At 63.4% G+C, this 24948-nt stretch carries 23 protein-coding genes and 2 tRNA genes; 7 read left to right on the forward strand and 18 right to left on the reverse strand.

Translation table 11 applies throughout. The features are described from left to right. Positions 1-106: 106 nt before the first annotated feature. The 3 genes from AC0L2X_RS20705 to AC0L2X_RS20715 all read right to left on the reverse strand — a co-directional run bounded on the left by AC0L2X_RS20705 (position 107) and on the right by AC0L2X_RS20715 (position 3965). Positions 107-1024: a carbohydrate ABC transporter permease gene (locus AC0L2X_RS20705; protein WP_352491907.1), complete on the reverse strand. Its 918-nt coding sequence runs from the start codon at positions 1022-1024 to the stop codon at positions 107-109. Between the two features lie 26 nt (positions 1025-1050). Further along, positions 1051-2172, reverse strand: coding sequence for a carbohydrate ABC transporter permease (locus AC0L2X_RS20710; RefSeq protein ID WP_473556076.1), 1122 nt, complete (start codon positions 2170-2172; stop codon positions 1051-1053). A 128-nt stretch (positions 2173-2300) separates the two neighbouring features. Continuing rightward, the gene (locus tag AC0L2X_RS20715) at positions 2301-3965 is read right to left on the reverse strand and encodes an ABC transporter substrate-binding protein (RefSeq protein WP_353041286.1); all 1665 of its coding nucleotides are present in this window, start codon (positions 3963-3965) and stop codon (positions 2301-2303) included. 293 nt (positions 3966-4258) lie between these two features. On the opposite strand from AC0L2X_RS20715, the gene AC0L2X_RS20720 reads away from it, so the two are divergent. From AC0L2X_RS20720 to rbsK, 3 genes are read left to right on the forward strand one after another with little or no spacing between them, the layout of a single operon-like run. Further along, on the forward strand, positions 4259-5317 hold the full coding sequence (locus tag AC0L2X_RS20720) for an ABC transporter ATP-binding protein (RefSeq protein WP_473555919.1): 1059 nt from the start codon (positions 4259-4261) through the stop codon (positions 5315-5317). A gap of 31 nt (positions 5318-5348) precedes the next feature. Then, positions 5349-5801 carry an RbsD/FucU family protein gene (locus AC0L2X_RS20725; RefSeq protein ID WP_352491910.1) on the forward strand — a complete coding sequence of 151 codons (453 nt, stop codon included), beginning with the start codon at positions 5349-5351 and terminating at the stop codon, positions 5799-5801. 25 nt (positions 5802-5826) lie between these two features. Then, positions 5827-6747 (forward strand): ribokinase, encoded by a 921-nt coding sequence (gene rbsK, locus AC0L2X_RS20730; RefSeq protein WP_473555918.1) that lies wholly within the window; start codon positions 5827-5829, stop codon positions 6745-6747. A 91-nt stretch (positions 6748-6838) separates the two neighbouring features. Here the strand turns inward: rbsK and AC0L2X_RS20735 are convergent. Next, positions 6839-6915 (reverse strand) — tRNA-Asp (locus AC0L2X_RS20735). A gap of 217 nt (positions 6916-7132) precedes the next feature. Here AC0L2X_RS20735 and AC0L2X_RS20740 point away from each other — a divergent pair. The 3 genes from AC0L2X_RS20740 (at position 7133) to AC0L2X_RS20750 (ending at position 8269) form a co-directional block, all read left to right on the forward strand. After that, positions 7133-7208: transfer RNA gene (locus AC0L2X_RS20740), tRNA-Val, on the forward strand. A gap of 40 nt (positions 7209-7248) precedes the next feature. Beyond that, a complete protein-coding gene (locus AC0L2X_RS20745) occupies positions 7249-7632 on the forward strand; it encodes a hypothetical protein (RefSeq protein ID WP_473600274.1) in 384 nt (127 codons plus the stop codon). Positions 7633-7945: 313 nt separating this feature from the next. Then, positions 7946-8269 (forward strand): hypothetical protein, encoded by a 324-nt coding sequence (locus AC0L2X_RS20750; protein WP_352491913.1) that lies wholly within the window; start codon positions 7946-7948, stop codon positions 8267-8269. Between the two features lie 103 nt (positions 8270-8372). Here the strand turns inward: AC0L2X_RS20750 and AC0L2X_RS20755 are convergent, their stop codons facing one another. The 14 genes from AC0L2X_RS20755 to AC0L2X_RS20820 all read right to left on the reverse strand — a co-directional run bounded on the left by AC0L2X_RS20755 (position 8373) and on the right by AC0L2X_RS20820 (position 21451). Then, a complete protein-coding gene (locus AC0L2X_RS20755) occupies positions 8373-9029 on the reverse strand; it encodes a GNAT family N-acetyltransferase (protein ID WP_352491914.1) in 657 nt (218 codons plus the stop codon). After that, the gene (locus tag AC0L2X_RS20760; RefSeq protein WP_352491915.1) at positions 9026-9811 is read right to left on the reverse strand and encodes an SDR family oxidoreductase; all 786 of its coding nucleotides are present in this window, start codon (positions 9809-9811) and stop codon (positions 9026-9028) included. Before AC0L2X_RS20760 ends, AC0L2X_RS20755 begins: the two co-directional genes overlap by 4 nt. Beyond that, the gene (locus tag AC0L2X_RS20765) at positions 9808-10803 is read right to left on the reverse strand and encodes an ABC transporter permease (RefSeq protein WP_352491916.1); all 996 of its coding nucleotides are present in this window, start codon (positions 10801-10803) and stop codon (positions 9808-9810) included. Before AC0L2X_RS20765 ends, AC0L2X_RS20760 begins: the two co-directional genes overlap by 4 nt. A gap of 164 nt (positions 10804-10967) precedes the next feature. Next, positions 10968-12008 carry a sugar ABC transporter substrate-binding protein gene (locus AC0L2X_RS20770; RefSeq protein WP_352491917.1) on the reverse strand — a complete coding sequence of 347 codons (1041 nt, stop codon included), beginning with the start codon at positions 12006-12008 and terminating at the stop codon, positions 10968-10970. Positions 12009-12047: 39 nt separating this feature from the next. Then, the gene (locus tag AC0L2X_RS20775) at positions 12048-12812 is read right to left on the reverse strand and encodes an ATP-binding cassette domain-containing protein (RefSeq protein WP_352477330.1); all 765 of its coding nucleotides are present in this window, start codon (positions 12810-12812) and stop codon (positions 12048-12050) included. Next, positions 12809-13975 (reverse strand): ROK family transcriptional regulator, encoded by a 1167-nt coding sequence (locus AC0L2X_RS20780; protein WP_352491918.1) that lies wholly within the window; start codon positions 13973-13975, stop codon positions 12809-12811. Before AC0L2X_RS20780 ends, AC0L2X_RS20775 begins: the two co-directional genes overlap by 4 nt. A gap of 119 nt (positions 13976-14094) precedes the next feature. Next, positions 14095-14850, reverse strand: coding sequence for an ABC transporter permease (locus AC0L2X_RS20785; protein ID WP_352491919.1), 756 nt, complete (start codon positions 14848-14850; stop codon positions 14095-14097). Further along, positions 14847-15620 carry an ABC transporter ATP-binding protein gene (locus AC0L2X_RS20790; protein ID WP_473555912.1) on the reverse strand — a complete coding sequence of 258 codons (774 nt, stop codon included), beginning with the start codon at positions 15618-15620 and terminating at the stop codon, positions 14847-14849. The genes AC0L2X_RS20785 and AC0L2X_RS20790 overlap by 4 nt, the downstream gene beginning before the upstream one ends. Continuing rightward, positions 15620-16648: an ABC transporter substrate-binding protein gene (locus AC0L2X_RS20795; protein ID WP_473556075.1), complete on the reverse strand. Its 1029-nt coding sequence runs from the start codon at positions 16646-16648 to the stop codon at positions 15620-15622. Before AC0L2X_RS20795 ends, AC0L2X_RS20790 begins: the two co-directional genes overlap by 1 nt. 90 nt (positions 16649-16738) lie before the next feature. Then, on the reverse strand, positions 16739-17176 hold the full coding sequence (locus tag AC0L2X_RS20800; protein ID WP_473555910.1) for a VOC family protein: 438 nt from the start codon (positions 17174-17176) through the stop codon (positions 16739-16741). A 2-nt stretch (positions 17177-17178) separates the two neighbouring features. Continuing rightward, positions 17179-17919, reverse strand: a complete 741-nt coding sequence (locus AC0L2X_RS20805) for a FadR/GntR family transcriptional regulator (RefSeq protein ID WP_352662624.1) — start codon at positions 17917-17919, stop codon at positions 17179-17181. After that, on the reverse strand, positions 17916-19352 hold the full coding sequence (locus tag AC0L2X_RS20810) for an FAD-binding oxidoreductase (protein WP_473555908.1): 1437 nt from the start codon (positions 19350-19352) through the stop codon (positions 17916-17918). Before AC0L2X_RS20810 ends, AC0L2X_RS20805 begins: the two co-directional genes overlap by 4 nt. A gap of 223 nt (positions 19353-19575) precedes the next feature. Then, positions 19576-20868, reverse strand: a complete 1293-nt coding sequence (locus AC0L2X_RS20815) for a M23 family metallopeptidase (RefSeq protein WP_473600275.1) — start codon at positions 20866-20868, stop codon at positions 19576-19578. A 115-nt stretch (positions 20869-20983) separates the two neighbouring features. Beyond that, on the reverse strand, positions 20984-21451 hold the full coding sequence (locus AC0L2X_RS20820) for a peroxiredoxin (protein ID WP_473555903.1): 468 nt from the start codon (positions 21449-21451) through the stop codon (positions 20984-20986). A gap of 96 nt (positions 21452-21547) precedes the next feature. Here AC0L2X_RS20820 and AC0L2X_RS20825 point away from each other — a divergent pair, with 96 nt between their 5' ends. Beyond that, entirely contained in the window at positions 21548-24925 is a 3378-nt protein-coding gene (locus AC0L2X_RS20825; protein ID WP_473555901.1) for a hypothetical protein, read from the forward strand. Positions 24926-24948: the final 23 nt, after the last annotated feature.

Raw genomic sequence — 24948 nt, forward strand, 5'->3', positions numbered from 1 at the left:
AATCCTCCTTCGGCTTTCCCGCCGAAATAGAATCGAGCTTCGCCGCAAAGCGCAACCCAGATGTGTGAATGCGATAGTTGTTGTGGAGAAGGGAAGGCTGGCGCAATTACTTCACCGCGCCCGCGGTCATGCCCATGATCAGGTAACGCTCGAGCGCGATGCCGATGACGGCGAGCGGTGTGATGGCGGCGGTGGCAAGCGCTGCCATCGACCACCAGTTGATGCCTTGCGAGCCGGTCTGGCTCGCCACCATGACAGGAATGGTCTTGGCGTCGGTCGAGGTCAAAAGCGCGGCGAAGAAATACTCGTTCCAGCACAGCACCATCGCCAGGATGAAGGCGGCGACCATGCCCGGCAGCGCGATCGGCATGACGATGCGCAAGAACGCGCCCCAGATCGACAGGCCGTCGACGAGGGCTGCTTCCTCAAGCTCGACGGGAATGGAATTGAACTGGTCGCGCATGATCCAGATGACGATCGGCAGCACCATCAGCGTATAGAGCAGGATCAGCCCGACGCGCGTGTCGAGCATGCCGACTTCCCGGTAAAGCACGAGAAAGGGCAGCGCCAACACGACCGGCGGCAGGATCAGCTGCGACAGGAAGAAGAACGAGATGTCCTCGTTCTTGAACCAGGCGAAATGGTAGCGATAGCGGGTAAGTCCGTAGGCGGCGAGGCTGCCGATGATGATGGCGAGGCTCGATGCGCCGACCGAGGTGATCACCGAATTCATGAAGCGCTTGAGGAATTCCTCGCGCACGGTCGAGGTCTGGAAGATCGAGTCCGGTGAAAGGCCGAGCGAGCGCCAGCCTTTCCAATCCGGCTGGAAATCGACGAACGGGATCAAATGACCTTGAGTGACGTCGACCGCGGTCTTGAACGAGGTGGTTATCGTCCAATAGATCGGGAACAGGCAGATGAACGCCCAGAAGGCGAGCGCGCCGTAGATGAAGACGCGACTGGCGACGAAGCTCGCCGGCGAGCGGATCTCCGAGGCGACATATTCGGTGGTCTGGACGCTCATCTTGTTTCAATTCACCCGATCTTGCTTCAATTGACATTGCGCACGAAGCGATTGGCAAATTTCAACAGCCACGTGACGAACACAATGATGATGACCAGATAGGCCATCGCCAGCATAGTGCCGTAGCCGACATTCGAGCGGTCGCGATACTCGCGATAGATGAAGCTCGACACGGAATCTGTCGCACCGCCCGGACCGCCGGACGTCACCGTGATGATGATGTCGGCAAGCTTCAGCTTGAAGATGATGCGCAGGATCACCGCCGTCACCGACACCGGCAGCATCAGCGGGAAAGTGACCTGCCAGAAGGTCTGCCAGGCGTTGGCGCCGTCGACCCGCGCGGCTTCGAGCACCTCGCGCGACATCGCCTGCAGCCCGGCCAGCAGCATGATCATCATGAACGGGATGAAGGTCCAGGCATCGAGCACCATGATCGAGATGCGGGCGGTGATCGGGTTGGAGAAGAAGGCCGGGTTTTCCCAGCCGAGATGCCGCGCCAGCGTCGCGGCGGGCCCGAAGCGGTACTCCATCAGCGACTTGCCGATCATCCACGAAACCGCGACGGGCGACAGCATCAGGGGCATGAGAAATACGACGCGGAAGAATTTTCGTGCCCTAATCTGCGCGTTGAGCAGCAGCGCCAGGCCGAAGGCGATGACATATTCGACGAACACCGCCAGCACGTAGAGCACCATGTTGAACAGCGCGTTGCGATAATAGGCGTCGTTCAGCATCTGCCAGAAATTGTCGAGGCCGTTGAACTGCCGTCCGCTGAAGGAACTGAGGTTCCAGTCGGTCAGCGCGATGTAGAAGCCGAACAGCGTCGGGAAGATCACCATGGCAATGGTGAACAGCAGCGCCGGCAGCAGGAACAGCGCGCGCTGGCCGTCCTCGCCGCGCGTCAGTACCTGGCCGATGCCGAGCGCGACACCCCACAGCACGTAGGCGTAGACCACGGGCCGCCAGGTGTCGAAGCCGATAGCGTCGACCTCGCTCTTGTAGAGGATCTGCAGCGTAATCACCGCCAGAAGGCCGAGCGTCGCAGCAGCCATCAGCCCCCAGCCAAGCCGTTTGCGGCTCCGCGGTATCAGGTCGGATGGCACGGCGCCTGCCGGCCATTCACTTGTCGACAAAGTCTGGTCAGCCAGGGTCCGGTCAGCCACGCGTCTTGCCTGTTCACAGGAGGCTCGATGACCGGCCGAGCCGGTCGAGGCCAAGTCGGTCAAGGGGAGGTCCGGCGGCTGTGCGCTGCCGGACCAGGTTTCACGATCTCAGCCTACATGCCGAGCGAGGCCTTGTAGAGCTTGATCTGGTTGTCGCGGCCGATCTGGTCGGTCAGCTTCTCCCAGGCGGCTGCGATGGCGTCGGCGCCTTCCTGCGCCTTCATCTTGCCGGCAAAGGTGTTGGCCAAAATGTCCTCGGCGGCGCTGTAGTACTGGAAGATGCCGGGGATGCGCGGCTCGATCGCCGCGTTCGGATGGTTGTAGCTGTCGGCTTCCGACTTCAGATACGAGGTGATGAACGCTTCGTCGTAGCCCGCCGCCACCCATTCCGGAATGTTGAAATGCGAGTTGCGATAGGGCTGGAAACCCGACGGATAGGCCGCACACCAGAGCGACAGGTCCTTGCCGCCGAGATGGGCAGCGGCAGACCAGGCCGCCTTCTTCTTTTTTTCGTCGCTGTCGACGCGGGCCATGACATAGACGCCCCAGCCGAGATAGGCGCAGTTCGGCGCATGGTTCGGCCCGCTGGCGAGCTTGTCCCACTGGCCGGTCTTGGAGTTGTAGACATCGTCCGAGCCCGGCAGGATCGAGAAGCCGGTGATGTCGCCGACGACCGAGGAATCGTTGGTCTTGACGTTCGAACCGACGTCGCCCCACCAGGTGACCATCGAACCGGTGCCTGCCAGGAATTGCTGGAAGGCGGTGGTGTTCGGGTCGGCGTTGATCTGGTCGGCAGGTTCGGAGGGCAGGGCATCGATGACGTCCTGGATCGCCCGCACCCATGCCGGATTGTTGACGCGCGGCTTCATCGTGTCGGCATCGAACAGCCAGGCCTTGTCATCGGGATGCTTGGCGTAGGCGCTGGCGCGGCTGCCGAGGAAATAAAAGCCGAAACCGCCCCAGGGCTTGGGCGCATCGAGATAGCCAAAGACATCCTGGCCGTTCACCTGCTTGCCCTTGAGGAATTTCGTCACCGCCTGCACCTGCTGCCAGGTCTTCGGCACGCCCCATTCGCCTTCTCCGCCGCCGTCCTTCCAGGCCTTGGCGAGGTCGGCATCGGCGAACACGTCGGTTCGGTAGTTGAAATTATGTGCGTCGCCGTCAACGGTGACGCGATATTGCTTGCCGTCCCAGGTGCCCACCGGCGGCTGCAGATAGGCCACGACATCCTTCATGTCGATCTGGTCCTTGACCCAGTCCGGCATCTCGGAGGTGAGACCCTTGCCGCAGACGTCGCCTTCGAACGGTGCTCCCATTTCGATGATGTCGAAATCGACCGTGCCGGTCGCGATCGACTGCTGCAGGCGGGCGTTGTAGTCAGCCTGCGCCAGGTCGATCCAGTTGATCTTGGCGCCGGTATAGGTCTCCCACGGCTTCAGGAAGCCGCGAAACAGCACATTGTGCAGGTTCTGGTTGTTGAGGCCCATGAAGGTGAGTTCGACACCGGCGAATTCGCCTTCCTTGACGTTGGCCTTGGTGGCGCCCAGACACAGCTCGCCGACCTGCTGGAAGTCGGCATCGGTCGGCTGACCCTTGCCGACACCAGGGATCTGCAGGATCTGCGCGCGCAGATCATCGGCGGCCGCAGCCGGGCGCGTCAGCGCGCCCAGTCCGGCGCTTGAGGCCGCCGCGAGGGCGGCCATGCTGGCCGCTCCCTTCAGCACGTCGCGGCGGGTGGCCCCGGCGCGGACAAGTTGGTTATAAAGGCTGACTTTCATTTCGTTCCTCCCAGAAGGTCAATTGTGAATTGGTTCAGATGGTGGAGCGCCGATTATGTTCCCCAACGACAGCGACTCCCGTAAATAGCGGCCCGAATTCTCCCTCCCGCGACGCTTGGCATTCAGTACCGGACAAGCGTACCGGTGCGCCCGGAACAGGGTCATAAGCCGGACACTGTCACTATTCGCACAACGAAGTGCGGTGTCAACGTGAATGGGTTTTTTATCTATAAGAGACTGACTTGCCCTCGCCGTTTGCGTTGTTTAGCTTCACGGCAACTGAAGGGGGAATAATGGCTCAAGTCGCGATCCGCAATGTGGCCAAGGCGTTCGGAACCGTCAAGGTTCTGCACGATGTCAGCGTCGACATCGCCGACGGGCAGTTCGTGGTGCTGGTCGGACCTTCCGGCTGCGGCAAGTCCACGCTGCTGAGGATGGTGGCCGGGCTGGAAACCGTTTCCGGCGGCACCATTGCCATCGGCGAGCGTGTCGTCAACCATCTGCCGCCGGCCAAGCGCGACATCGCCATGGTGTTCCAGAACTATGCGCTCTATCCGCACAAGACGGTCGAGCAGAACATGGCCTTTGCTCTCAAGCTACGCAAAACCGACCCGGCGGTGGTCACAGAGCGGGTCAAGCGCGCCGCCGACATCCTCGACCTCAACCCCTACCTCAAGCGCTATCCGCGCCAGCTCTCTGGCGGCCAGCGCCAGCGCGTCGCCATGGGCCGCGCCATCGTGCGCAACCCGCAGGTGTTCCTGTTCGACGAGCCGCTCTCCAATCTCGACGCCAAGCTGCGTGTCCAGATGCGCACCGAGATCAAGGAACTGCACCAACGACTGAAGACCACCACCATCTACGTCACCCACGACCAGATCGAGGCCATGACCATGGCCGACAAGATCGTGGTGATGCGCGACGGTCGCATCGAACAGATCGGCGCGCCGCTGGAATTGTTCGACCGGCCGGCCAACCTGTTTGTCGCCGGCTTCATCGGCTCGCCCTCGATGAACCTGCTCAAGGGCGTCGTGCGCAAGGGCGACAAGCCGGTCGTCGAGATCGCCGGGACGCCGTTCCCGATCGCGGCGACCAGTGCCGTCGAGGACGGCCGTAATGTCGTCTACGGCGTGCGGCCCGAGCATCTCGAAATCCATCCCGATGGTGTTCCGGCGAAGATTTCGGTGGTCGAGCCGACCGGTTCCGAGACTTTGGTGTTCCTGCGCTTCGGCGAGGGCGAGATGGTGGCGCTGTTCCGTGAGCGCCACGACTTCAAGCCGGGCGACACACTGCACCTGAAACCACGGCTCGACCAGGTGCATCTCTTCGACGCAGAGACCGGCAAGCGGCTCTGATTTCGCCCCAGCAAACTTCGCGAGGAATACCATGCTCAAAGGAATCAATCCCCTGCTCAATGCCGATGTGCTGCAGGCGCTGCGGGCGATGGGTCACGGTGACGATCTGATTATCGCCGACACCAATTTCCCGTCCGATTCGGTGGCGCGCCAGACCGTGCTTGGCCGGCTGCTGCGCATCGATGCGTCGGCGGCCGAGGTGGTCAAGGCGGTGCTTTCGCTCTATCCGCTGGACACCTTCGTCGACGACGCGGCCGCGCGCATGGAGATCGTCGGCAAGCCGGTCGAAATCCCTGCCGTGCAGCAGGAAGTGCAAAAAGAGATCGATGCCGCCGAGGGCAAGGCCTGGCCGATGATCTCGGTCGAGCGCTACGCCTTCTACGAACGCGCCAAGAAGGCCTATTGCGTCATCCAGACCGGCGAGCGCCGCTTCTATGGCTGTTTTGCCTTCCGCAAGGGCGTCGTGCCACCGGATGCGGAGTAGCGGCATGCCGGGAAGACCGATTGTCATGAAGCCTATTGTCATATTGGGCGTCTTCGTCGCCGACACCGCCTACCGCGCCGCCCGCCAGCCGCGCATGGGCGAGACGATCCTGGGCACGTCCTTCACGCTCGGCCCCGGCGGCAAGGGCTCGAACCAGGCAGTGGCGGCCGGCCGGCTCGGCGCCGATATCACCTTCCTTACCCGCCTCGGGGTCGATCCTTTTGCCGACATGGCGAGACAGACCTGGTCGCACGCCGGCGTGAAGAGCGCCGTCATCGACACGCCGAAAAGCTACACCGGTGCCGCCTATATCTTCATCGAGGAGACGAGCGGCAACAACGCCATTATCGTCAGCCCCGGTGCGGCGATGCTGATCTCGCCCGCCGATATCGAGGCAAATGCCGGCCTGATCCGCGCGGCCGGCGTCTTCGTCACCCAGCTCGAACAGCCGATCGAGGCGGCGCTGCGGGCGCTGGAGATCGCGCGCGGGGCAGGGGTGACCACCATCCTCAACCCGGCGCCGGCGGCCAAGCTTCCGGACCGCATCTATACGCTTTGCGACTATGTCACGCCGAACGAGACCGAGGCCGAGGAACTGACCGGCATCAAGGTGTCCTCCATCGACGATGCCCGCCGTGCCGCCGACAGCCTGCTCGAGAAGGGCGTTGCCGCCGTCATCGTAACGCTCGGCGAAAAGGGTGCGCTGCTGCACACGGCCGATCGTTCCGAGCATGTCGCAGCGGTCGCCGCCGGCCCGGTTGTCGAGACCACCGGCGCGGGCGACGCCTTCAATGGCGGCCTGGCGGCGGCGCTGTCGAGGGGGATGGAACCCTTGCAGGCCGTGCGCTTCGCCTGCGCCGTCGCCGGCATCTCGGTGACGCGTCCAGGCACCGCCCCGTCCATGCCGACGCTGCAGGAAGTCGAGGCACTGCTGGCCAAGGTGTGAGGTCTTGTGGATTACTTCACGAACGACGATGGTTTTGACAAATCAACGTCGACATTTCTCCAACACCAAGGGCCGTGGCCCGAAGGAGAAATGGCGCGAGTGACGGGGCTCGAACCCGCGACCTCCGGCGTGACAGGCCGGCACTCTAACCAACTGAGCTACACCCGCGCATGGACGAGCACGTGTCAGCCGTGTTCGTCGTTGGGGCGGTGGATAAGGGGTAAGCCAGCGGGTGTCAAGCGGACCCGGACAGCATAACGGCAAACAGCAGAAGGTTTTTTGACAAGCCGAACTTTGTTGCCGAAACCGGCTCCCGGCCAAGCCACTCGCCGCTCATTTGGCCTTGCGAAGCCGGTCCTAACTGCTTAAAGGTCCGGCCCGGAGCGGGCGATTAGCTCAGTTGGTAGAGCGCTTCGTTTACACCGAAGATGTCGGCGGTTCGAGCCCGTCATCGCCCACCACTTTCCATCGACGTGTTCATCCAGGCATTGTCGTTTTGCGATGTCCGGTTCACACACCGCCTGCACTGTCGGAGATTCGTCCAACTGGCGGTTGGTAGACGCAACTATCTGGCATCCCTTATCATTTTTCCTGATCGCCCACCGTCGAAAAGACGCGGCGGGCTTCTTCGTTGCCCAGGCATTGCTCTTCGCGATAATTTCGGCATGGTTTGGAGGTCGGAGCGTGAAAGAATTCCCTCGCAAGCCCGACAATAGCCAAGTAGCACGTGCTCGTCAGGCCACTGAACACGGAACCGCGCTGATTGAAGAGCTTCGCTACACGATCGCCCTATCGCGCCGGCTGATCGAGGCGTCGCATTCACTGCTGAAGCGGTCGCAGAGCCAAGGCGGGCGTCTCGAGAGTGATGGTATCGAGATTGGCTAACAAGCACGTGGGTTGTCGATGCTAAGGTCCCTCGTAGGGCACACGGACCCTGGATACTGAGCTGCCCGGCAAACAGACCAGCGATCAATGCAACCAATGGTTTCGTCTTTGTTGCGGTAACTTCGCTCCCAAACGCTTCACGGTTCGGGGTAGGGAGCATAAGAGCTAGGACTTTGGTCTGATCAATCGGTCTTCCCGTTGGGACCTAAGTCTGATCTGCTGCCTCCTTAGGTGGCAAACGATTGCCGAAAGCTAAAACTTGCAGTAATTCTAGAGATCACAAACAAAAACTAAACCTTACTTGCGTATGGGCATGGGCGGGAGCGAAAATATTCCTGGATGGCTTACGAGTCATCTTGCGAATGATCCTGTGATCGCAGGAGATCTCGCGGATAAGATATCGAAGGAGGCTGAAAAAATCCAGCTTCCAGGCGAACGGGTTTTGACAACCCGGAGCGAAGAAGACACCTTTAAGAAGGAAAAAGTTGAACCGTATCGCCGCACCACGGTTGCGGGAATCTTTGCCAGCGGCTCATTCCTAGCGTTATTGGTACTAACCATTTATCTGCTTTATGTGTTCTCCATTGTGGCCGGGGAAACGGTCGCGGATGTTCCCCTGCCGCCCACGCTGAACTAGTAGACGCTCCGCCACGACTCCGATTGGCCCGCACCGTGTTGACGCTGCGATCCTTCCATGTCCGTGGATGTCGTGTGCGACTTGTGCGATTGCCCGCCGCGGCTCAGCCTGCAGCTTCCGCCCTATTCGCAAGCCGTTTTCCGACGTAGACGCATCGCTTCACTGGTTCCGGATCCTGCACCACCTCGAACCCGATTGCCTTGTAGAACTTCAGCGCACCATCGTTCTGCGGCATGACTTCGAGGTGGATGCCGGTCGAGCCGCTCGCGGCAAGGCGCTGCTCGAGGAAGGCCATCGCGCGCCTGCCGATGCCTTTCCCGCGCGCTTGCGGCAACAGGTCGATATGGCCGTGCGACGGATAGGCCGCCAGCGCAGGTGGAACAGCGAAATCGGGATGATGGACCCGATGCCGCGCCCAATCGCTGCCGCGCCAGCGCGAGCTGTCGGATCCCGGGTCGGCGACGCGCCGCTGCAGGTCCGGATACCAGTCTGACGCCAGGCTGGCATTGAAAGCGGCTGTGTCGGCGGCGCCAAGCAGATAGCCGGCCGCACCTGTGGGGCTATCGACAATAAAGGCCAGATCGGGTTCGAGAACCTGGTAGGGAATGGTGTAGAGCAGGCCGAGCAGGTCCGGGTCGTCCTCGCGGCCGCTGGCGTCCTTGCCGGCATCGCCGGTCTTGAGACAGATCATTGCAAGCGTCTGGTGATCGGCGGCGGTCGCCCGGCGCAGGAAGAAACCGCCGCCGAAATCGAGGATCATGGCGGCAGCAGCCGGAAGTCCTTGCCCTCGGGCAGAAGCTGCCCGCCATCGACGATGATGGTCGTGCCCGTGATGTAACTGGCATCGTCAGAGGCCAGGAACAGGAAGGCATTGGCCACATCGCGCGGGCTGCCGAGACGGCCGAGCGGGATGGCGTCTTCCATGTTCTTGATGAAGGCCGCGCCGCGATGCTGCTCTATGCCTTCGGTGAGGATGTTGCCGGGCTCGACGCCGTTGACTGTAATGCCGTAGCCCGAGAATTCGAGCGCAGCCGAACGGATCAGCCCATTGATGCCGGCCTTGGTCGCCGAATAATGGCCGTGGCCGGGGCTGGTGACATGCGGGCCGGTGATCGAGGAGGTGAACAGCATGCGGCCAAAATGCTGTGCCTTCATCGGCACCAGCGCCGCACGTGCGGCGACAAAGCTGCCGCGCAAGTTTACCGCCATGACCCGGTCCCAGTCGTCGGGACTGGTGTTTTCCAGCAATTGCCAGGGATAGATGCCGGCATTCTGCACCATGATGTCGAGCCGACCGTGACGGTCGAGGGCCAGCGCCACGGCGGCTTCCGCATCGGCCATCTGCGAAATGTCGGTGCGAATGAAGTGGGCGCCGACCTCATCTGCCGTTGCTTGCCCGGCTTCGGTCTCGGTATCGGCCAGCACCAGCTTTGCGCCTTCCTCGGCAAAGCGCTGCGCGATCGCCTTGCCAATGCCGCGGGCAGCACCGATGACCAGCGCCACCTTGCCAAAAAGTCGCCGGTTTTGCGGTCGGCTGCTCATGCGAGCCTCTGGCGGATGGTCTGCCTGAATGCATCGAGCAGCACGGCGGCAAGCACCAGCAGGCCGTGTATCACCAGGGTGAAATTGGCCGGCAGGCCCATCAAATTGATCGCCGTGTTGATCGCCGACAGCAGCAGCACGCCGGCATAGACGCCGGGCAAGGTGCCGACACCGCCTTTCAGGCTGACGCCGCCGATGACGACGGCGGCAAAGGCGTTGAACAAGAATCCCGCACCGAGATTGGCACTGGCTCCGGAGGTGCGGATCGCCAGCAGCCAGCCGGCAAGGCCGGCGATGGCGCCGGCGAGAACGAAGGCTATGACCAGGTTGCGGTTGACGCGGATGCCGGCGCGGAAGGTCGCCGTCTCGTTGCCGCCGATCATGACCAAATGCCTGCCGAAGGGCGTCTTGGCCATGATCAGCGAGAACACCACGAAACACGCAATGGCGATCCAGGCGGTGAGCGGCAGGCCGAGCAGGCGCTGGATGGCGAACCAGCGTATCGCCGGCGCAAGGTCCTGTGCCGAGCGGCCGCCGGAGATGACCAGCACCAGGCCGCGCACCCAGATGTAAGAAGCCAGGGTGATGATGAAGGCGCTCATCTTCACCCTGACCACCAGATAGCCGTTGAAGGCTCCGATCAGGCCGCCGACGGCAAGCGCGATGAGCAGCGAAACCGGAACCATCAGCCATTGCGGCTGCAACTGGATGCCAAGGCCGATGCCCGACGAGCAGAACAGGATGCCGACCGCCATGGCGCTGAGCGCCGCCACCGATTCGACCGACAGGTCCATATGGCCGGCGATGATGACCAGCGCCAGGCCGATCGACATCACGCCGAGCACGCTCGACGCCTCGATGATGTTGGCGAAGATGCCGAGCTGAAAATAGTTCGGGATGAGGATGGAAAAGACCACCAGCACGAAGACCAGCATGAACCAGACGAGATTGTCGAGGATGAACTCGAGGGTTTGGCGCGTGCGGGGGTTCATCTGCGGATCCGGTTGGCGCCGACCCCGAAAAAAGCCACTCGGTGTTCGGAAAGATCAGGCGCGGTTGAAAATTGCTGCAACGTTCCCGTGCGCGTCCGTTCGAACGCACCAGGGCTGCAGGGCTGGCTCCGGGCCTGTGTGGCCCGGAGCTTCTGGCGAGTTTGCTATTCGACCGGCTTGATGGATTCGGTCGGCGGCTTCATGTTGCCCCAGAAGGCCGGGTTATCGACATTTTCCTTGGTGATCGCAGCGCCGGGGATCTTGATGTTCGGCCCCCACGCTTCCTTGGTCAGGGTCGATTTCAGGCCAAGCACATCATATTCGCCGGGCTTGATCTCCTGCTTGTTGACCACCTTGTCCATGAACATGGCGACCGCCGCGGCCTGGGCGTAGAGCGGCTGCTCGACTTCGACATTGAGCCAGCCCTTGCGGATCAGGTCGAGGCCGACCGGAGCGCCGTTCGAGCTCATCAGCATGACGTCGCCCGGTTTCTTGCCGGCGGCCTCGAGCGAGGCGACGGCAGCGACCGAAAGATGCGCGGCATGGCTAAAGATCAGGTCGATGTCGGGGTTGGCGAGCATCTGGTCGGCAACGATGGTGCCGGCGTTACTGGCCTCCCATTGCATGGCCGGCAGCGAGATGATCTTGACGTCCGGGAATGCCTTCATCTTCTCCTCGAAACCCTTCTGGATGTCGAGCGTGTAGGGGTCGCCCGGATCGCCGAGCACCTGCAGGATCTTGCCCTTCACCGAGCCGTTCTTCGTGGTCAGGAGCTTTTGCGCCTGATCGGCGGCGACGTAGCCGATCTCGACGGTTCCGGCCACCGAGGTGAAGTCGGACGGGGTCGAGGTGATCTGGCGGTCGAACTCGACGACCGGGATGCCGGCGGCACGGGCCGCCTCGACCGACGGTTTCAGCGCATTGAAATCGACGGCGGCAAGAATGATCGCCGCCGGCTTCAGCGCGATGACGTCGTTCATCTGCGATTGCTGCGCGTCAGTCTTGTTGTCGGCGTTCAGTGTCTTCATCTCGTAGCCGACCTGCTTCAGGAACAGTTCCAGCGCGCTCACCGAGCCGGTCTGGAACTCATCGAGCAATGTCGGCACCATGTAGTAGACGGTGCCCTTCGACTGAGCGAATGCCGGCGTGAGCGTGGCAAAGGCCAGTGCCAGGATACCGAAGACGGAAAGAAGTATTTTCTTCATGTCGTTCGCTCCTCTTGCGCCGGACCCCTCATTTGTCCCTCAGTTCGCCGGTCCGGCACCGGCGAGCGTCTCTCCGGTGATCATGTTAATCACCGCGTCGGGACTTGTTTTGTTGCGTGCGACATCGCCAGCCACAACGCCTTGCCGGATCACCACGATCCGGTCGGCGACCTGGAAGGCCTGCTGCATGATATGGGTGATGATGACGACACCGATGCCCTGGCTCGCCACCTGACGGATCATGTCGAGGCCGCGCCGCGTCTGCTCGACGCCGAGCGCCGCGAACGGCTCGTCGAGAAGCACCAGCTTGCCGCCGAAATGCACGAAGCGGTTGAGCTCGATGGCCTGCCGCTGACCGCCGGAGAGGTGCTCGACATTGGTGCGAAGCGAGGGAATGCGGGTGCCGGCGCTGGCCAGCGCCTTTTGTACCACCTGCTCCATGGCGCGCTCGTCGAGCACCGGAATGCCGAGAACCTTTCTAGTGATCTCGCGGCCCATGAAGAAATTGGCGACCACGTCGACATTGGTGCAAAGGGACAGGTCCTGGTAAACCGTCTCGATCCCGGCGGCCTTGGCCTCGGCGGGAGATTTGGCGAGGAATTCCTTGCCTTCGAACAGCATGCGGCCGGAGGTCGGCTCCAGGCCGCCGGCAATGATCTTGACCAGCGTCGATTTGCCGGCGCCGTTGTCGCCCAGAAGCGCCACCACTTCGCCCTTGCCGATCGAAAAGCTGATGCCTTTCAGCGCTTCGATGGCGCCATAATTCTTGGCAACGTTATCGAGCACCAGCAGCGGTTCGCTCATGCCGCGATCCCCTTGTTATGCAAGAGATCCCGTCCGCGTTCGCGTTCGGCGGTGAAGATCTGGCCGAAGCGGGGCGAAAGCACCCCCGAAACGGCAAGTGCGGCGGCGCCGCGCAACACCGCATGCTGGCCGCCGCTGGCGACGCTGACGCGGGGCGTCGTGCGGTCGCTTCGCGCCGAGACCGAATTGGGCAGGTGCGCGGCCGCGCCGGCAAGTCTTTCGAGCAGATCGGTGGACGCCAGCCCGCCGAGGATGATGGTTTCGGGATCGAACAGATTTTCGATGATGGTGACGGCGTTGCGGAAGATCGGCGCGATCTCGCTGACCCAGTCGGTGTCGGCGATGTTGCGGCGACGCAGCGCCTCCAGCGAGAGATACCGTTCGAGGCAGCCGCGATTGCCGCACGGACAGGGCTCGCCGCCCGGCACCGCGGGAATGTGGCCGATTTCACCGGCGTTTCCCCAGGCGCCGCGCAATGCGGCTCCGTCATGCACCATGACGCCGCCGAGGCCGACGCCGAAATAGAGGTAGTAATATTCGGAATATGCCGTGCCGAGGCCGTAGAGGCGCTCGCCGATCGCAGCCGCCGCCATGTCGGTTTCGAAAAAGGCCGGCAGTCCGGTCGAGGCGGCCAGCCGCTCGCGCAGCGCCACATCTTTCCAGCCGGTCATGGTGGTCGGTCCGACAAAGCTCATGGACTCCACGCCGAACGGGCCGGGCAGCGCCATGCCGATGCCGAGAACGCGGCCACCGGGCCGCAATGCCGTCAATTCGAGCACCATGGCGCCGATCAGCTCGAAAGCGCGGTCGGGCGTTGCATTTGGGGCTTCGCGATAGCTGCTCTCGATGACGTCGCCGCTGAGGTTGATCAGCGCGGCATTGATGCCGAGCGGGGTGACGTGGATGCCGACGGCATAGCCGCCTTCCGGATTGATGCGCAGCGTTGCCGGCGGCAGGCCGCGGCCCTTGGGCTCTTCGCGCAGCGACAGCACGTAACCGTGCTCTTCCAGCTCGCGAACGATGGTCGACACCGTCTGCACGGTGAGCCCGACCCGCCTGGCAATGTCGCCGCGGGCGATCGGGCCATGAAGGCGGATGGATTCGAGCACGATGCGCCGGTTATACGGCCGCCCGAACTCCTGATTGGTTCCCCGCAGTGCCATGCCTTGCGCCCTCGAGAGAGGCCAGACTGGCACCGAAGATTTATTCAGTCAAATGGAATTCAAAAATAAATCGACAGCCGCGCTGAGCGAAGCCGGCGGATGGCCCATCAAGGGTATGATCAATAGCGGATGGTACGTCGCTCCAGCAGAACCACGATCGCAAACAGCGCGATCGACAGCGAAGACGACAGCACGATCGCCGCATAGAGCCGGTCCGACTGATAGTTGAAGGTCGCCTGGATGATGAGCGCGCCGAGGCCCTTATCCGACCCGATCCACTCGCCGACAATGGCGCCGATCACGGCCGTGGCCGAAGCAATTCTCAGCGAGGAGAACAGCATCGGCAATGCTCTTGGCAGGCGCAGGCTCCAGAAGATCTCCCAGCGCGTAGCCGATAGCACCCGGAACAGTTCGTGCTCGTTGTCGCTGGCCGAGTCCAGCCCGCGGATCATGTTGACCAGCGTCGGGAAGAAGCAGATCACCGCAGCGATCACGATCTTCGGCGTCATGCCGAGCCCGAAGATCAGGATGATGATCGGGGACAGCGCCAGGATGGGAATGGTGTTGAAGAACAGCACGATCGGAAAATAGGCGGCCTGCAGGATGCGGCTGTGCACGAACAGCACCGCCAGCAGCACACCGGCAAGATTGCCGATGACAAATCCCGCCAGCGCCTCGATCAGCGTCGGCCAGAGATTGCTAAGCAGCAAAGCAAGACTCTTCCGGAACACGCCTGATATGGCCGCCGGCGTCGGGACGATATAGGCCGGCACGCCGAGCCATGGCAGCAGGAACTGCCAGGCGAGCAGGATCGAAGCCGCGCCAAAAACGGGCAGGGCGACGGCCAGCGCCGATGGCAAGGGCGCCTGCCTCATGAGGCCTGTTCCAGCGCGCCGCGCAGTTCGGCCATCGCGGCAACGATCGCCGGATCCTCGCGCGAACAGCGGTTGCCTGCCTGCTTGAACGGCCGCATGTCGAGGTCCCTGGCCAGGCGGCCCGGATTGGCGGCAAGAACGATGACCCGTTCTCCGAGATAGGCGGCTTCGGCGATCGAATGAGTAACGAAAAGGATGGTCGTGCCGGTGCGCCGCCACAACGACAAAAGCTCGTCGTTTAGGCGGTCGCGGGTGATCTCGTCCAGCGCGCCGAAAGGCTCGTCCATCAAAAGCAGCCTGGGTTGCCCGAGCAGCGCCCGGGCGATCGCCACGCGCTGCCGCTGGCCGCCGGACAATTGGTGCGGCAGGCGCTCGCCGAACCCGGCAAGCCCCATCAGATCAAGCAGTTCGTCGGTTCGATCGTCTATTGTCCGGGTCAGCCGGCCTTGTCCGATATCGAGCGGCAGGCGGACGTTGTCGCGCACGGTGCGCCAGGGCAGCAGGGTCGAGTCCTGGAAGACGAAACCGACATCGCGCCGCGAACGGACCGCATGCGGTGTGTCGCCAAGCACGCTGATCGAGCCGCCGAGCGGATCGAGCAGGTCCGCGACCACACGGAGCAGGGTCGACTTGCCGCATCCCGAAGGTCCAAGGATCGACAGGAAGGAGCCGGCCTCCACCGACAGGTCGAGACCGGAGAGCACTTTCACCACCGGCAGCCGGCCGCCATAGCCGACATCCAGCCTGCGGGCCTCGATCGCGTTCGCCATCAAGCGGCGGGCGCGTCGAGCTTGGGTCGGTCAGCGGCCGACAATTCGAGTATCTTGGTGGTGTAGACATCGGCTGCCGTGGGCCGGCCGTTCGGGTATTGGCCGACCTTGTCCAGCAGTGCCAGCTGCTCCTCGATCGAGGCGGGATCGAAGGTTCCCCATCCGTCCTTGGCGGTTGCACCGTCGAAGGAAAGTTTCAGCACCAGATTGATCGTCTTCTGCTCCCAACCGAGGTCCATTTCCGGATAGGCCTCGACCATCTTCTTGACGGCTTCCTGCGGATTGGCGTGCACCCAGCCCCAGCCCTTGGCGACGGCGCCGATGAATTTCGCCAGCGTGTCCGCATCCTGTTCGATCGCGGTGTCGGTAGCGAAATAGACGTCGGCATAGGAGTTCAGCCCGAGATCGCGCACCAGAAGATCGATCCTGTCGTCGCCGACGACGCTCAGCGCCTGGGTGTTGGTGATCCATCCGCCAATCGCGTCGACGTCGCCGCGCACCAGCGGCGCCTTGTCGAAGCCGACATTGACGACGGTGACCTCGGACGGATCAATGCCGTTCTTGGCCAGGATCTCATCGATGACGAAGCGCGCCGTCGGCTGGATGCCGATCTTCTTTCCCTTGAGGTCGGCCACGCCGCGGATCGGCTTGGCAGGCTTCGAAGTGAAGGCATAGGGACCGGTGCGGAAGCCGCAGGCGATGATCTTCACCGGCACGCCGCTGGCACGCGCCGCGTAGAGCTGGGGCGTTTCGGAAAACTGGCCGAGTTGTGCGGCGCCCGAAATCACCGGCGGCACCGTCGCCGCATTGGGGCCGCCGGGGCTGAATTCCACCTCGAGGCCCACGTCCTTGAAATAGCCGTTGGCGACGGCCGCGATGTCGCCGATCTGTCCGTTGGACATCAGCCAGTCATACTGGATGACGACCTTTCCGGCAGCCCTGGCGCCGGGCGTCAGCACGAGCTGCATTCCGGCCGAAGCTGCCGCGACGGCGGCGAAGCCGGCTTTCACGAAGCTGCGGCGGTTCATGTCGTAGTCTCTGTTCCCACTCATTTTTCGCTCCTGTTGCAAGACGTTCTCGTCTCTTCATTGCGCGCCGTTCCCGCGGCGCGGCGTCGTCTACGGCTGTTCGTCGTGGTAGTCGCCGGGGCCGCCGTCGAGCCAGGCGTATAATTCCCAAAGCGTGTCGTCTGGATCGGTGAAATAAGCGCAGCGCGCGTTCCAGACATAATCCTCCGGCGGGCCGTAGAAGGGGACGCCCTTGGCTGCCAGTTCGCCATGCAGCCGGTCGATCTCGCCGGGCGCGTTGAGCCTGACCGCCACGCAAACCTTGTGCGCCTGGCGCGGCGACCTCAACCTCGAGACGCCGGTGTGCCGGTTGATGTGATCGATCTCCCATGCCGCCAGCGTGACGCCCTCGCCATGGAAGTCGGCAAAGCCCTCGGCGCGACGCCGCAGGCGAAAGCCGAGTTTCTCGACGTAAAATTCAACCGTCCGCTCGATGTTTTCGACGAGCAGGCAGACGTCCGAAATCGCATATGCGCCTCCGACCGGCATGGCTATCTCCCTGTGCTGTGCGCGGCGCGCGATGCCGGCAGCTTGACGCCGACGCGGTCGGCGGCGCCGATGATGTGGGCGCGCATCGCCGCCTCGGCGGCCGTGGGATCGCCCGCGACCAGCGCCTCATAGATGCGCACGTGCTCCCCGACATTGACTTCGACCAGGTCGTGCAGCGGATTGGTGAGGCGGGCGTAGTGGATCGAGCGGCGGATCTGCTCGCAAACGAAGGAGATAAAGGTGTGGATGTAGTTGTTGCCGGTCGCCCGCGCGATCTCGCGATGGAACAAAAGGTCGGCGTCGATGCTGCCTTCTTCCCAGCGCTCCTCGCCGCTCATCCGGTCTAGCGCCGCCTTGATTGCGTCGAGGTGCTCCTGCCCGCGCCGTTCGGCGGCGAGTGCAGCTGACTCGGCTTCCAGTATGCAACGCAGTTCGAACAGCCGCTCCATATTCCCGGTCGCTTTCAGCGCCTCGCCATCGATCCGGATCGACGCGCGCTGCTCCGGCGCCAGCACGAAGGCGCCGACGCCTTGCCGGGCTTCGATCATGCCATCGGCCCTGAGTTGAGCGATCGCCTCGCGCACTACGTTGCGGCTGACGCCGAATTTTTCCGAGAGCTGCTGCTCGGTCGGCAATCGCGTGCCCGGATTGAGCTCGCCGGATTCGATCTCGCGGCTGAGGAACGCGGCGACGCGATGCGGCAGCGCCTCCACCGTGCCGATAGCGGCCAGTCTTTGCTTCATGGAAAGGTCTCCGTCGATGGCAGCAGGCAGCCGGGATTCATCGATCCCTGAGGGTCGATCGTTCTCTTGAGCGCCGTGATGAGCTGGCGATGGGCAGGCGCCAGGCCGGCCCAGAAAGTGCGATGGCGGGTGCGGCCGATACCGTGCTCGGCGCTGATCGAGCCGCCAAGTGCGCCGACGATCTGGTAGAGTCCGGCGGTGATCTCCGCGCCCTGGGCACGAGCTTCACCCTCGGCGAGCCCAGGCGGTGGCAGGACGTTGAAATGGATATTGCCGTCGCCGGCATGGCCATAGGCCTGCGGCAGCCAACCGGGATGTTCCAGCGCCACGAATTGGCGGGCTTTACCGACGAGGGCGGGGATGTCCGATATCCTGACCGCAAGGTCGGTGCGCACATGGTAGCCGCGTCTTGCCTGGCCCTCGACCAAGCCCTCGCGAATGGCCCAGAACGCCCTGGCCTGCGCAACGCTTTCAGCAAGGACGGCATCGGCAACCAGGCCGCTCTCCATCGCTCCGGCCAGGAAATCGACCAGCATGGAGCGCAGATCGACCGCAACGCTTGCGGAGAGTTCGATCAGCACGTGGACGGGAGCTTCGACCGGCGAAACGATGTCGGCATCGATCAAGCGGGCGAGGTCGATGCACTCCGAACCGATGATCTCGAAGGCCGAAATCAGATCGGATGAGGCCCGGCGAGCGTGCCGGAACAGGGTGATGGCCGCTTCGAACGAGGCGAGACCGAGATAGGCGGTCTCGACCCGGGCCGGTTTCGGGAACAGCTTGAGCTCGACGCCGGTGATGATGCCGAGCGTTCCTTCGCTGCCGATGAAGAGCTGCTTCAGGTCGTAGCCGCGATTATCCTTGCGCAGGCCGGAAAAGCCGCTCCACAACTCGCCGTCGGGCAGGACGACTTCGAGGCCGAGGATGAGGTCGCGCGCCATGCCATAGCGCAGCACGTTGGTGCCGCCGGCGTTGCTGGCCGCATTGCCACCGATCTGGCAGCTTCCCTGCGCGCCGAGCGCCAGCGGAAACAGGCAATCCTGTGCCTCTGCCGCATCCTTGATGTGCTGCAGGATGCAGCCGGCGTCGGCCTGCAGGATGAAATTGTCGGCGTCGACAAGACGAATGCCGTTCAACCGCTCCAGACTGACGACCACCGCGCCACGGCTGTCGATGTCGATTGCGCCCGCCACCAGCCCGGTGTTCCCGCCCTGCGGGATGATTCCGAGCCCGAGCGTGCCGCAGAGCCGCACCACAGCCTGGACTTCGCCGACGGAAGCCGGCTTCAGCACCGCAAGGGCTCCGCCGCGATGATCCCCGGACCAGTCCAAAAGGTATTTCGCCATGCCGGCCGCTTCGGCAGCCACGCCGCTTTGTCCGACAGCGCTCTCCAGGGCATTCAGAATTTCAGGCGGGATACCGTGAACGGTCATTACAAGCCTGCTAGGCTAAGGCATACGCTTATACATATCATCCTACAACTGCGTCGGAGTCAACGCTGTGGGGCACAAGCCCACAAGGGCTGGAGCCGAAATGTTTGCTGAGAGAACAGGGCGGAGGGCGATCGCCCGAGGATACTTAGGCGAGGCCGCCTTGGCGTGGCAGCGCCGGCCAATGCCGGTCAATTGCTGGTTCGTCTGGGGAGCAACCCGGCTCCTAGAGGTACCGCTCGACCTTCTTGCCGACGGTCAAAAACCGCAGCGGGTCGATCGCTTCGCCATTGTGGCGAACTTCGTAGTGCAGATGCGGGCCGGTCGAGCGGCCGCTATTGCCGGTCTTGCCGATGACGTCTCCGGCATCGAGCTTCTGGCCGACGGCGACGTCGATTTCGCTGAGATGCCCGTAACGCGTCACAAAACCGTTTCCGTGGTCGACCTCGACCATGCGGCCGTAGCCGCCGTTCCAGCCGGCCTTGACGACGACGCCGGCTGCCGTGACCTTGGCAGGCATACCGACCGGCGCCCTGAAGTCCATGCCGGAATGCAAGGCGGCCGTGCCGAGGATGGGGTCGGTGCGCACGCCGAACGGGCTGGTGACGCTATGGCCGGGCGCGGGGTTGGCGAGCGGCAGCCGGCGCGCTTCCTTTTTCAGATGATCCAGCGCGTCAAGCGCTTCGTCCAACTCCTTGACCTTGCTGTCGAAGACCAACGAACTGTCGAGCGGTATCAGCGGACCGCCGACGTCGCTCTTTTCGAATTCGCTGTCGACCGGCAGGCCGGCGGCCTCGAGCGCCTGCGAGATCGCGTCGGCGCTCTTGTAGGCATTGTCGGCGAGCCTCGCGATTCGCGTGAGCTGCTGGCTCTCGATGGCCTTCAGCGAGTTGTTGATCGAAACGAAGAGCTTGTCTGCCCGGTCGGCCGCGCTTTCGCTCGGCAGCGGATCGGCGCGGGTCGACCACAGCGAGAACGGCCTGGTGTCGTCACCGCCCACAGGAGCGGCAAGCGGGGCGGCAAGGCTGGCGACGGAATAGGCCATCGGCTGGATGCTGCCGGTCGCGTCGGCATGTTCATCCGGCTTTGCCGTCGGCACGGGCGGCGTTGCGACCTCGTTTTCGGCTCGTTCGAGGATCGGGCCGAGGCGGCCGTGACGCAGGCTGAGCTGGCTCTGCCGTTCCAGCAGCTCGCTGACCTTGGTTTCCATCAGTTGCTGATCGAGTAGCTGGCGGCTGGTGATGCGGTCGACCTGGCTGCGCAGTGCCGAGATGCGGTCTTCGTAGGCCTGCTGCATTCGCGCCTGCCGCGCCGTCGTGGCGCCGATCAGATCGTCGCGCAGCACCAGATAGGAGGTCGCCAGCAGATAGCCAATGACGATCGCCGCCAGCGCCGAGCCGCAAAATGCAGCCAGCCACGGGCGTATGGTGAAATGCCTTATCTGGTCGCCCCGGGCGATGATGACCGTGTGGGGCTCTTTGCGTCTGCCGAAGACCGCTGACTGACTGCCTACGTTCACGGGACCAAGCTTTCGTTACGACACCAACGACGAGCCTGATTACACATTATTAGGGTTAACAAAGTTTTGTCTTCGCGCAAAACGGGTATCGAATTGCAGCGGCCTGGCGCAGCTCTCAAATTGCGCGAACCGCCTCCAGCACGTCTTCGGCGTGCCCTTTGACGCGGACATTGCGCCAGATCCTGGCGATGCGTCCGTCCCGGCTAATCAGGAATGTCGCCCGCTCGACGCCCATATAGGTGCGGCCGTAGAGCTTCTTTTCCACCCACAAATGGTAAGCCTCGATCACCTTGCGCTCCTCGTCGGCGACAAGGTCGACGCTCAGATCGTATTTCGCCTTGAATTTGTCATGTTTTTTGATGCTGTCCGGCGACAGCCCGATGACGACAGCGCCGGCCTTTTCGAACTCCGGCTTCAACTGCGAAAAGCCGATCGCCTCGTTGGTGCAGCTTGTGGTGTCGTCCTGTGGGTAGAAATAGAGTACGATGGGTTTTCCCAGCAATGCGGCGAGGCTGAGTGAACCGCCGCCGTCGCGCGGAAGATCGAATTGCGGCGCAACATCGCCCACGTCGAGGTCAGCCATACCGATGCCCTTGTTTGAGGTTACGCGCCAGGCTGCACCGATATAATATCGAGCGGGGATTCGTCCACGATCGAATTCGTTTCAACGGAAGATTGCGTGGATCAGGAGCTGCCGCAGCACGAGAAGATCAGGTTCAGGCGTGACGAGATCACCGACCTGGGAACCTTTCCGTCCGCGTGCCGCGTCCCGCCGCTTGGGCAGGCGTCGATCGGTCGCGGCGTTCGTTTGATGGCGCGGCTGTTTGCCGGCCTCTTCGCCCTTGTGCTGCTGGCCGCCGCCGGCGTCTATGCGATCGGCGTGTCCGGCTTCGGCTCGGAGCGGCTTCGCGCGGAAGCCGAAACGGCAATCGAGAAATTGGCCGGCTTCGATGTCGACGTTGCCGTCGGGCCGGCCCGGCTGACGCTTGACGGGTCGAGCTTCATTGCGCTGCAGGTCAGCGACGTCAGCCTCAAGACCGCCGACGGAAAACCGATGGCCGATGCCGGCTGGGTCCGCTTCGGCATCCGGCTGATCCCGCTGCTTTCGGGCGAGGTACGGCTGACCAGTGCCCGGATTTCCGACGCGCACATCGTCATGGCGGCGATGCCGTCCGGCGGCGACTGGACGGCCGGGCTGCGCAACCAGGACGGCCTCATCGATCCGGAAAAACTTTCCGCCGCCGTCTTCGCCAATCTCAATCGCGCGCTCGATGCGGTGCGCGAGGATTCGATGCGCCAGATCGATCTGCGCAACGTCGAGTTGGCACTGCCCGAGACCGGATCGGTCAAGTCGGTCACCATCGCCGACGCCTCCGTCTCGCAGTCCGGACCGGGAAGCATGGAGCTTTCATCCGACGCCGATGTCGACGGCAGGGCGCTTACCATCGCCGCTTCCGCCACCCGCGATCCGGCGACGCGACGCATCACCACGCTGGACGCCAGCATCCAGGCGGCGGACGCCGACACTGCGGCGGCAGGTGGCAAATTGGGTGCGATCGCCTTGAAGCTGGCGGGGTCGGAAGGGACCGGCGACAACGGTTCGCGGCTGACCGCTGCCCTGTCGCTGACCGGATCGGTGCTCGATCTCGGTTCGCGCGGCCTGCTTCCGGCCGACATCGATCTCGATGCAACGCTCGTCGCCGGGTCGAATAAAATCCAGGTCGACAGTTTGCTGGTGAAAACCGGCCGCTCGACCTTCGATTTCGCCGGTTCGATCGGGCCGAAGCCGGCCACCGGCACAGCGGGCGAGGAGCCATCCTATCGTTACGACCTGACCAGCGACGGTTCGACCCTGGCGCCTTCGGATTCGCCGGAGCCGGCACTCAGCTTCATTGCCCGTATCGCCGGCGTTTACCAGCCGACGAGCCAAAAGCTGGTCGCCGAGCAGATCGGCGTCCGGTCCGGACCGGGCAGCGAAGTGCTGGGCACGGCTTCGGTTGCATTCGTCGCCAACCAGGCGCCGGGCATATCGGTGGCGCTCAATGTCCACGACATGCCGGTCTCGCACGTCAAGCAATTATGGCCATGGTTTTCGGCGCGCAATGCCAGGCTGTGGGTGCTTAAGAACCTGTTCGGCGGCCGCGTCGTCGACGGCAGCCTGCAATTCCAGGTCGTGCCCGGACGGCTCGGCAACGGCGTGCCGCTTTCCGCCGATGAAGTGTTCGGCCGATTCCAGGTCGAAGGATCGCGCTTCGACACTGCCGGCCGCATCCCGCCGATCCGCGATGCCGTCGGCGTCGTCGGCTTCCACGGCAACGACGTCGATGTCGCGCTGTCGTCGGGCAGCGTCTATATGCCGAGCGGCCGCACGGTGGCGGCGAGCAACGGCACGCTTACCGTCAAGGCGGCGAACCATCCGCCGGTGATCGGCGCGCTCGACATCGATGTCGCCGGCGAGGCGCCGGCAATCGCCGAGCTGGCATCCTATGACCCGATCAACGCCATGCGCCATGTCGGCCTGCTGCCGGACGACCTGTCCGGCACGGTGACCGGCCACGTCAAGGCCGATATTCCGCTGCAGTCCGGTGTCGACTCTTCCAAACTCGATTGGCTGGTGGCGCTCGACTACAAGGACCTGTCGCTGGGCAAGCCGTTTGAGGGCCAGACGATCAGCCATGCCGATGGCGCGATCACCGTCGCGCCCGACCGGGCGGTGATCTCGGCCGAGGCGCTGCTCAACGGCATTCCGGCCGAGCTCGACCTGATCGAGCCGCTCAGGGATGGCGGCCCGCCGCGCAGTCGTAAAGTAGCGCTGGTGCTCGACGACAAGACGCGCGCCACCGCCATGCCTGGCCTGTCGACGCTGCTTTCCGGGACCATCAAGGTGGCAATCGACAAGAGCGGCACCGGCAACCAGAACGTGTCGGCGGACCTGACCAATGCCAGGCTGGACATTCCCTGGGCCGGCTGGAGCAAGGGCCCCGGCATTCCCGCCAAGGTCGTCTTCGCCATGGCGAAGACCGGCGACACCACGACCCTGTCCAATTTCGAACTCGACGGCAAGACCTTCTCCATCGATGGCAGCGCGGTGCTGGTCAACGGCGCCTTGTCCTCGGCCCGGTTCAGCAAGGTCACGTTGAACAGGGGCGACGACGTCGCCGTCTCGGTGAAGCGGTCGGGCAAGGCCTATGCGGTCGAGGTCAGCGGCAGCGCGCTGGACGCACGCTCGCTGATCAAGCAATTCACGTCCGACGTCGACACCGCCACCAAGACCACCGGCGTCGATGCGATCTCGGTCAGCGCCGACGTCAGCTCCCTGACCGGCTTCCACGACGAGGTGCTGTCGAATCTGAAGCTCGACTACAGCGCCGCCGGCTCCCGGGTGAACGGTCTCAAGGTGAGCGCCACGGCAAGTTCGGGAGCCGCGATCACCGTCAGCAACACCACCGGCGGCGGCCTGCGAACGCTCAACATGAAGTCGGCCGATGCCGGCGCCATACTGCGCTTCCTCAACATCTACGAGCATATGGAAGGCGGCTCGATCACGCTGGCGCTCACCGGGGCCGGCGACGGTCCGCTGAAAGGCCAGGTCGACGCCAGGAATTTCGTTGTCGTCAACGAGCCGAAGCTCGCCTCGATCGTGTCGACGACGCCGGCCGGCGACAGCCGCAGCCTCAACGAGGCGGTCAAAGGCAATCTCGACACATCGAGGGTGAAGTTCGAGCGCGGTTTCAGCGAGATCGAGAAGGGCAGCGGCTATCTGAAGCTGCGCAACGGCGTGCTGCGCGGTCCGCGCATCGGCACAACCTTCCAAGGCACGCTCTATGACCAGAACAACAATATGGACATGACCGGCACGTTCATGCCAGCCTACGGCGTAAACCGCATCTTCGGCGAACTGCCGCTGATCGGCGCGCTGCTCGGCAACGGCCGCGACCGCGGCCTGATCGGCGTCACCTACCGGCTCAAGGGCAACGCCAACAAGCCGATCCTCGAGGTCAATCCGCTATCGGTGATCGCGCCCGGGATTTTCCGGTCGATCTTTGAATATCGCTGAGATGGGTAGGTGAGGGGGGTGAG

This window comes from Mesorhizobium sp. WSM4828, assembly GCF_055811175.1.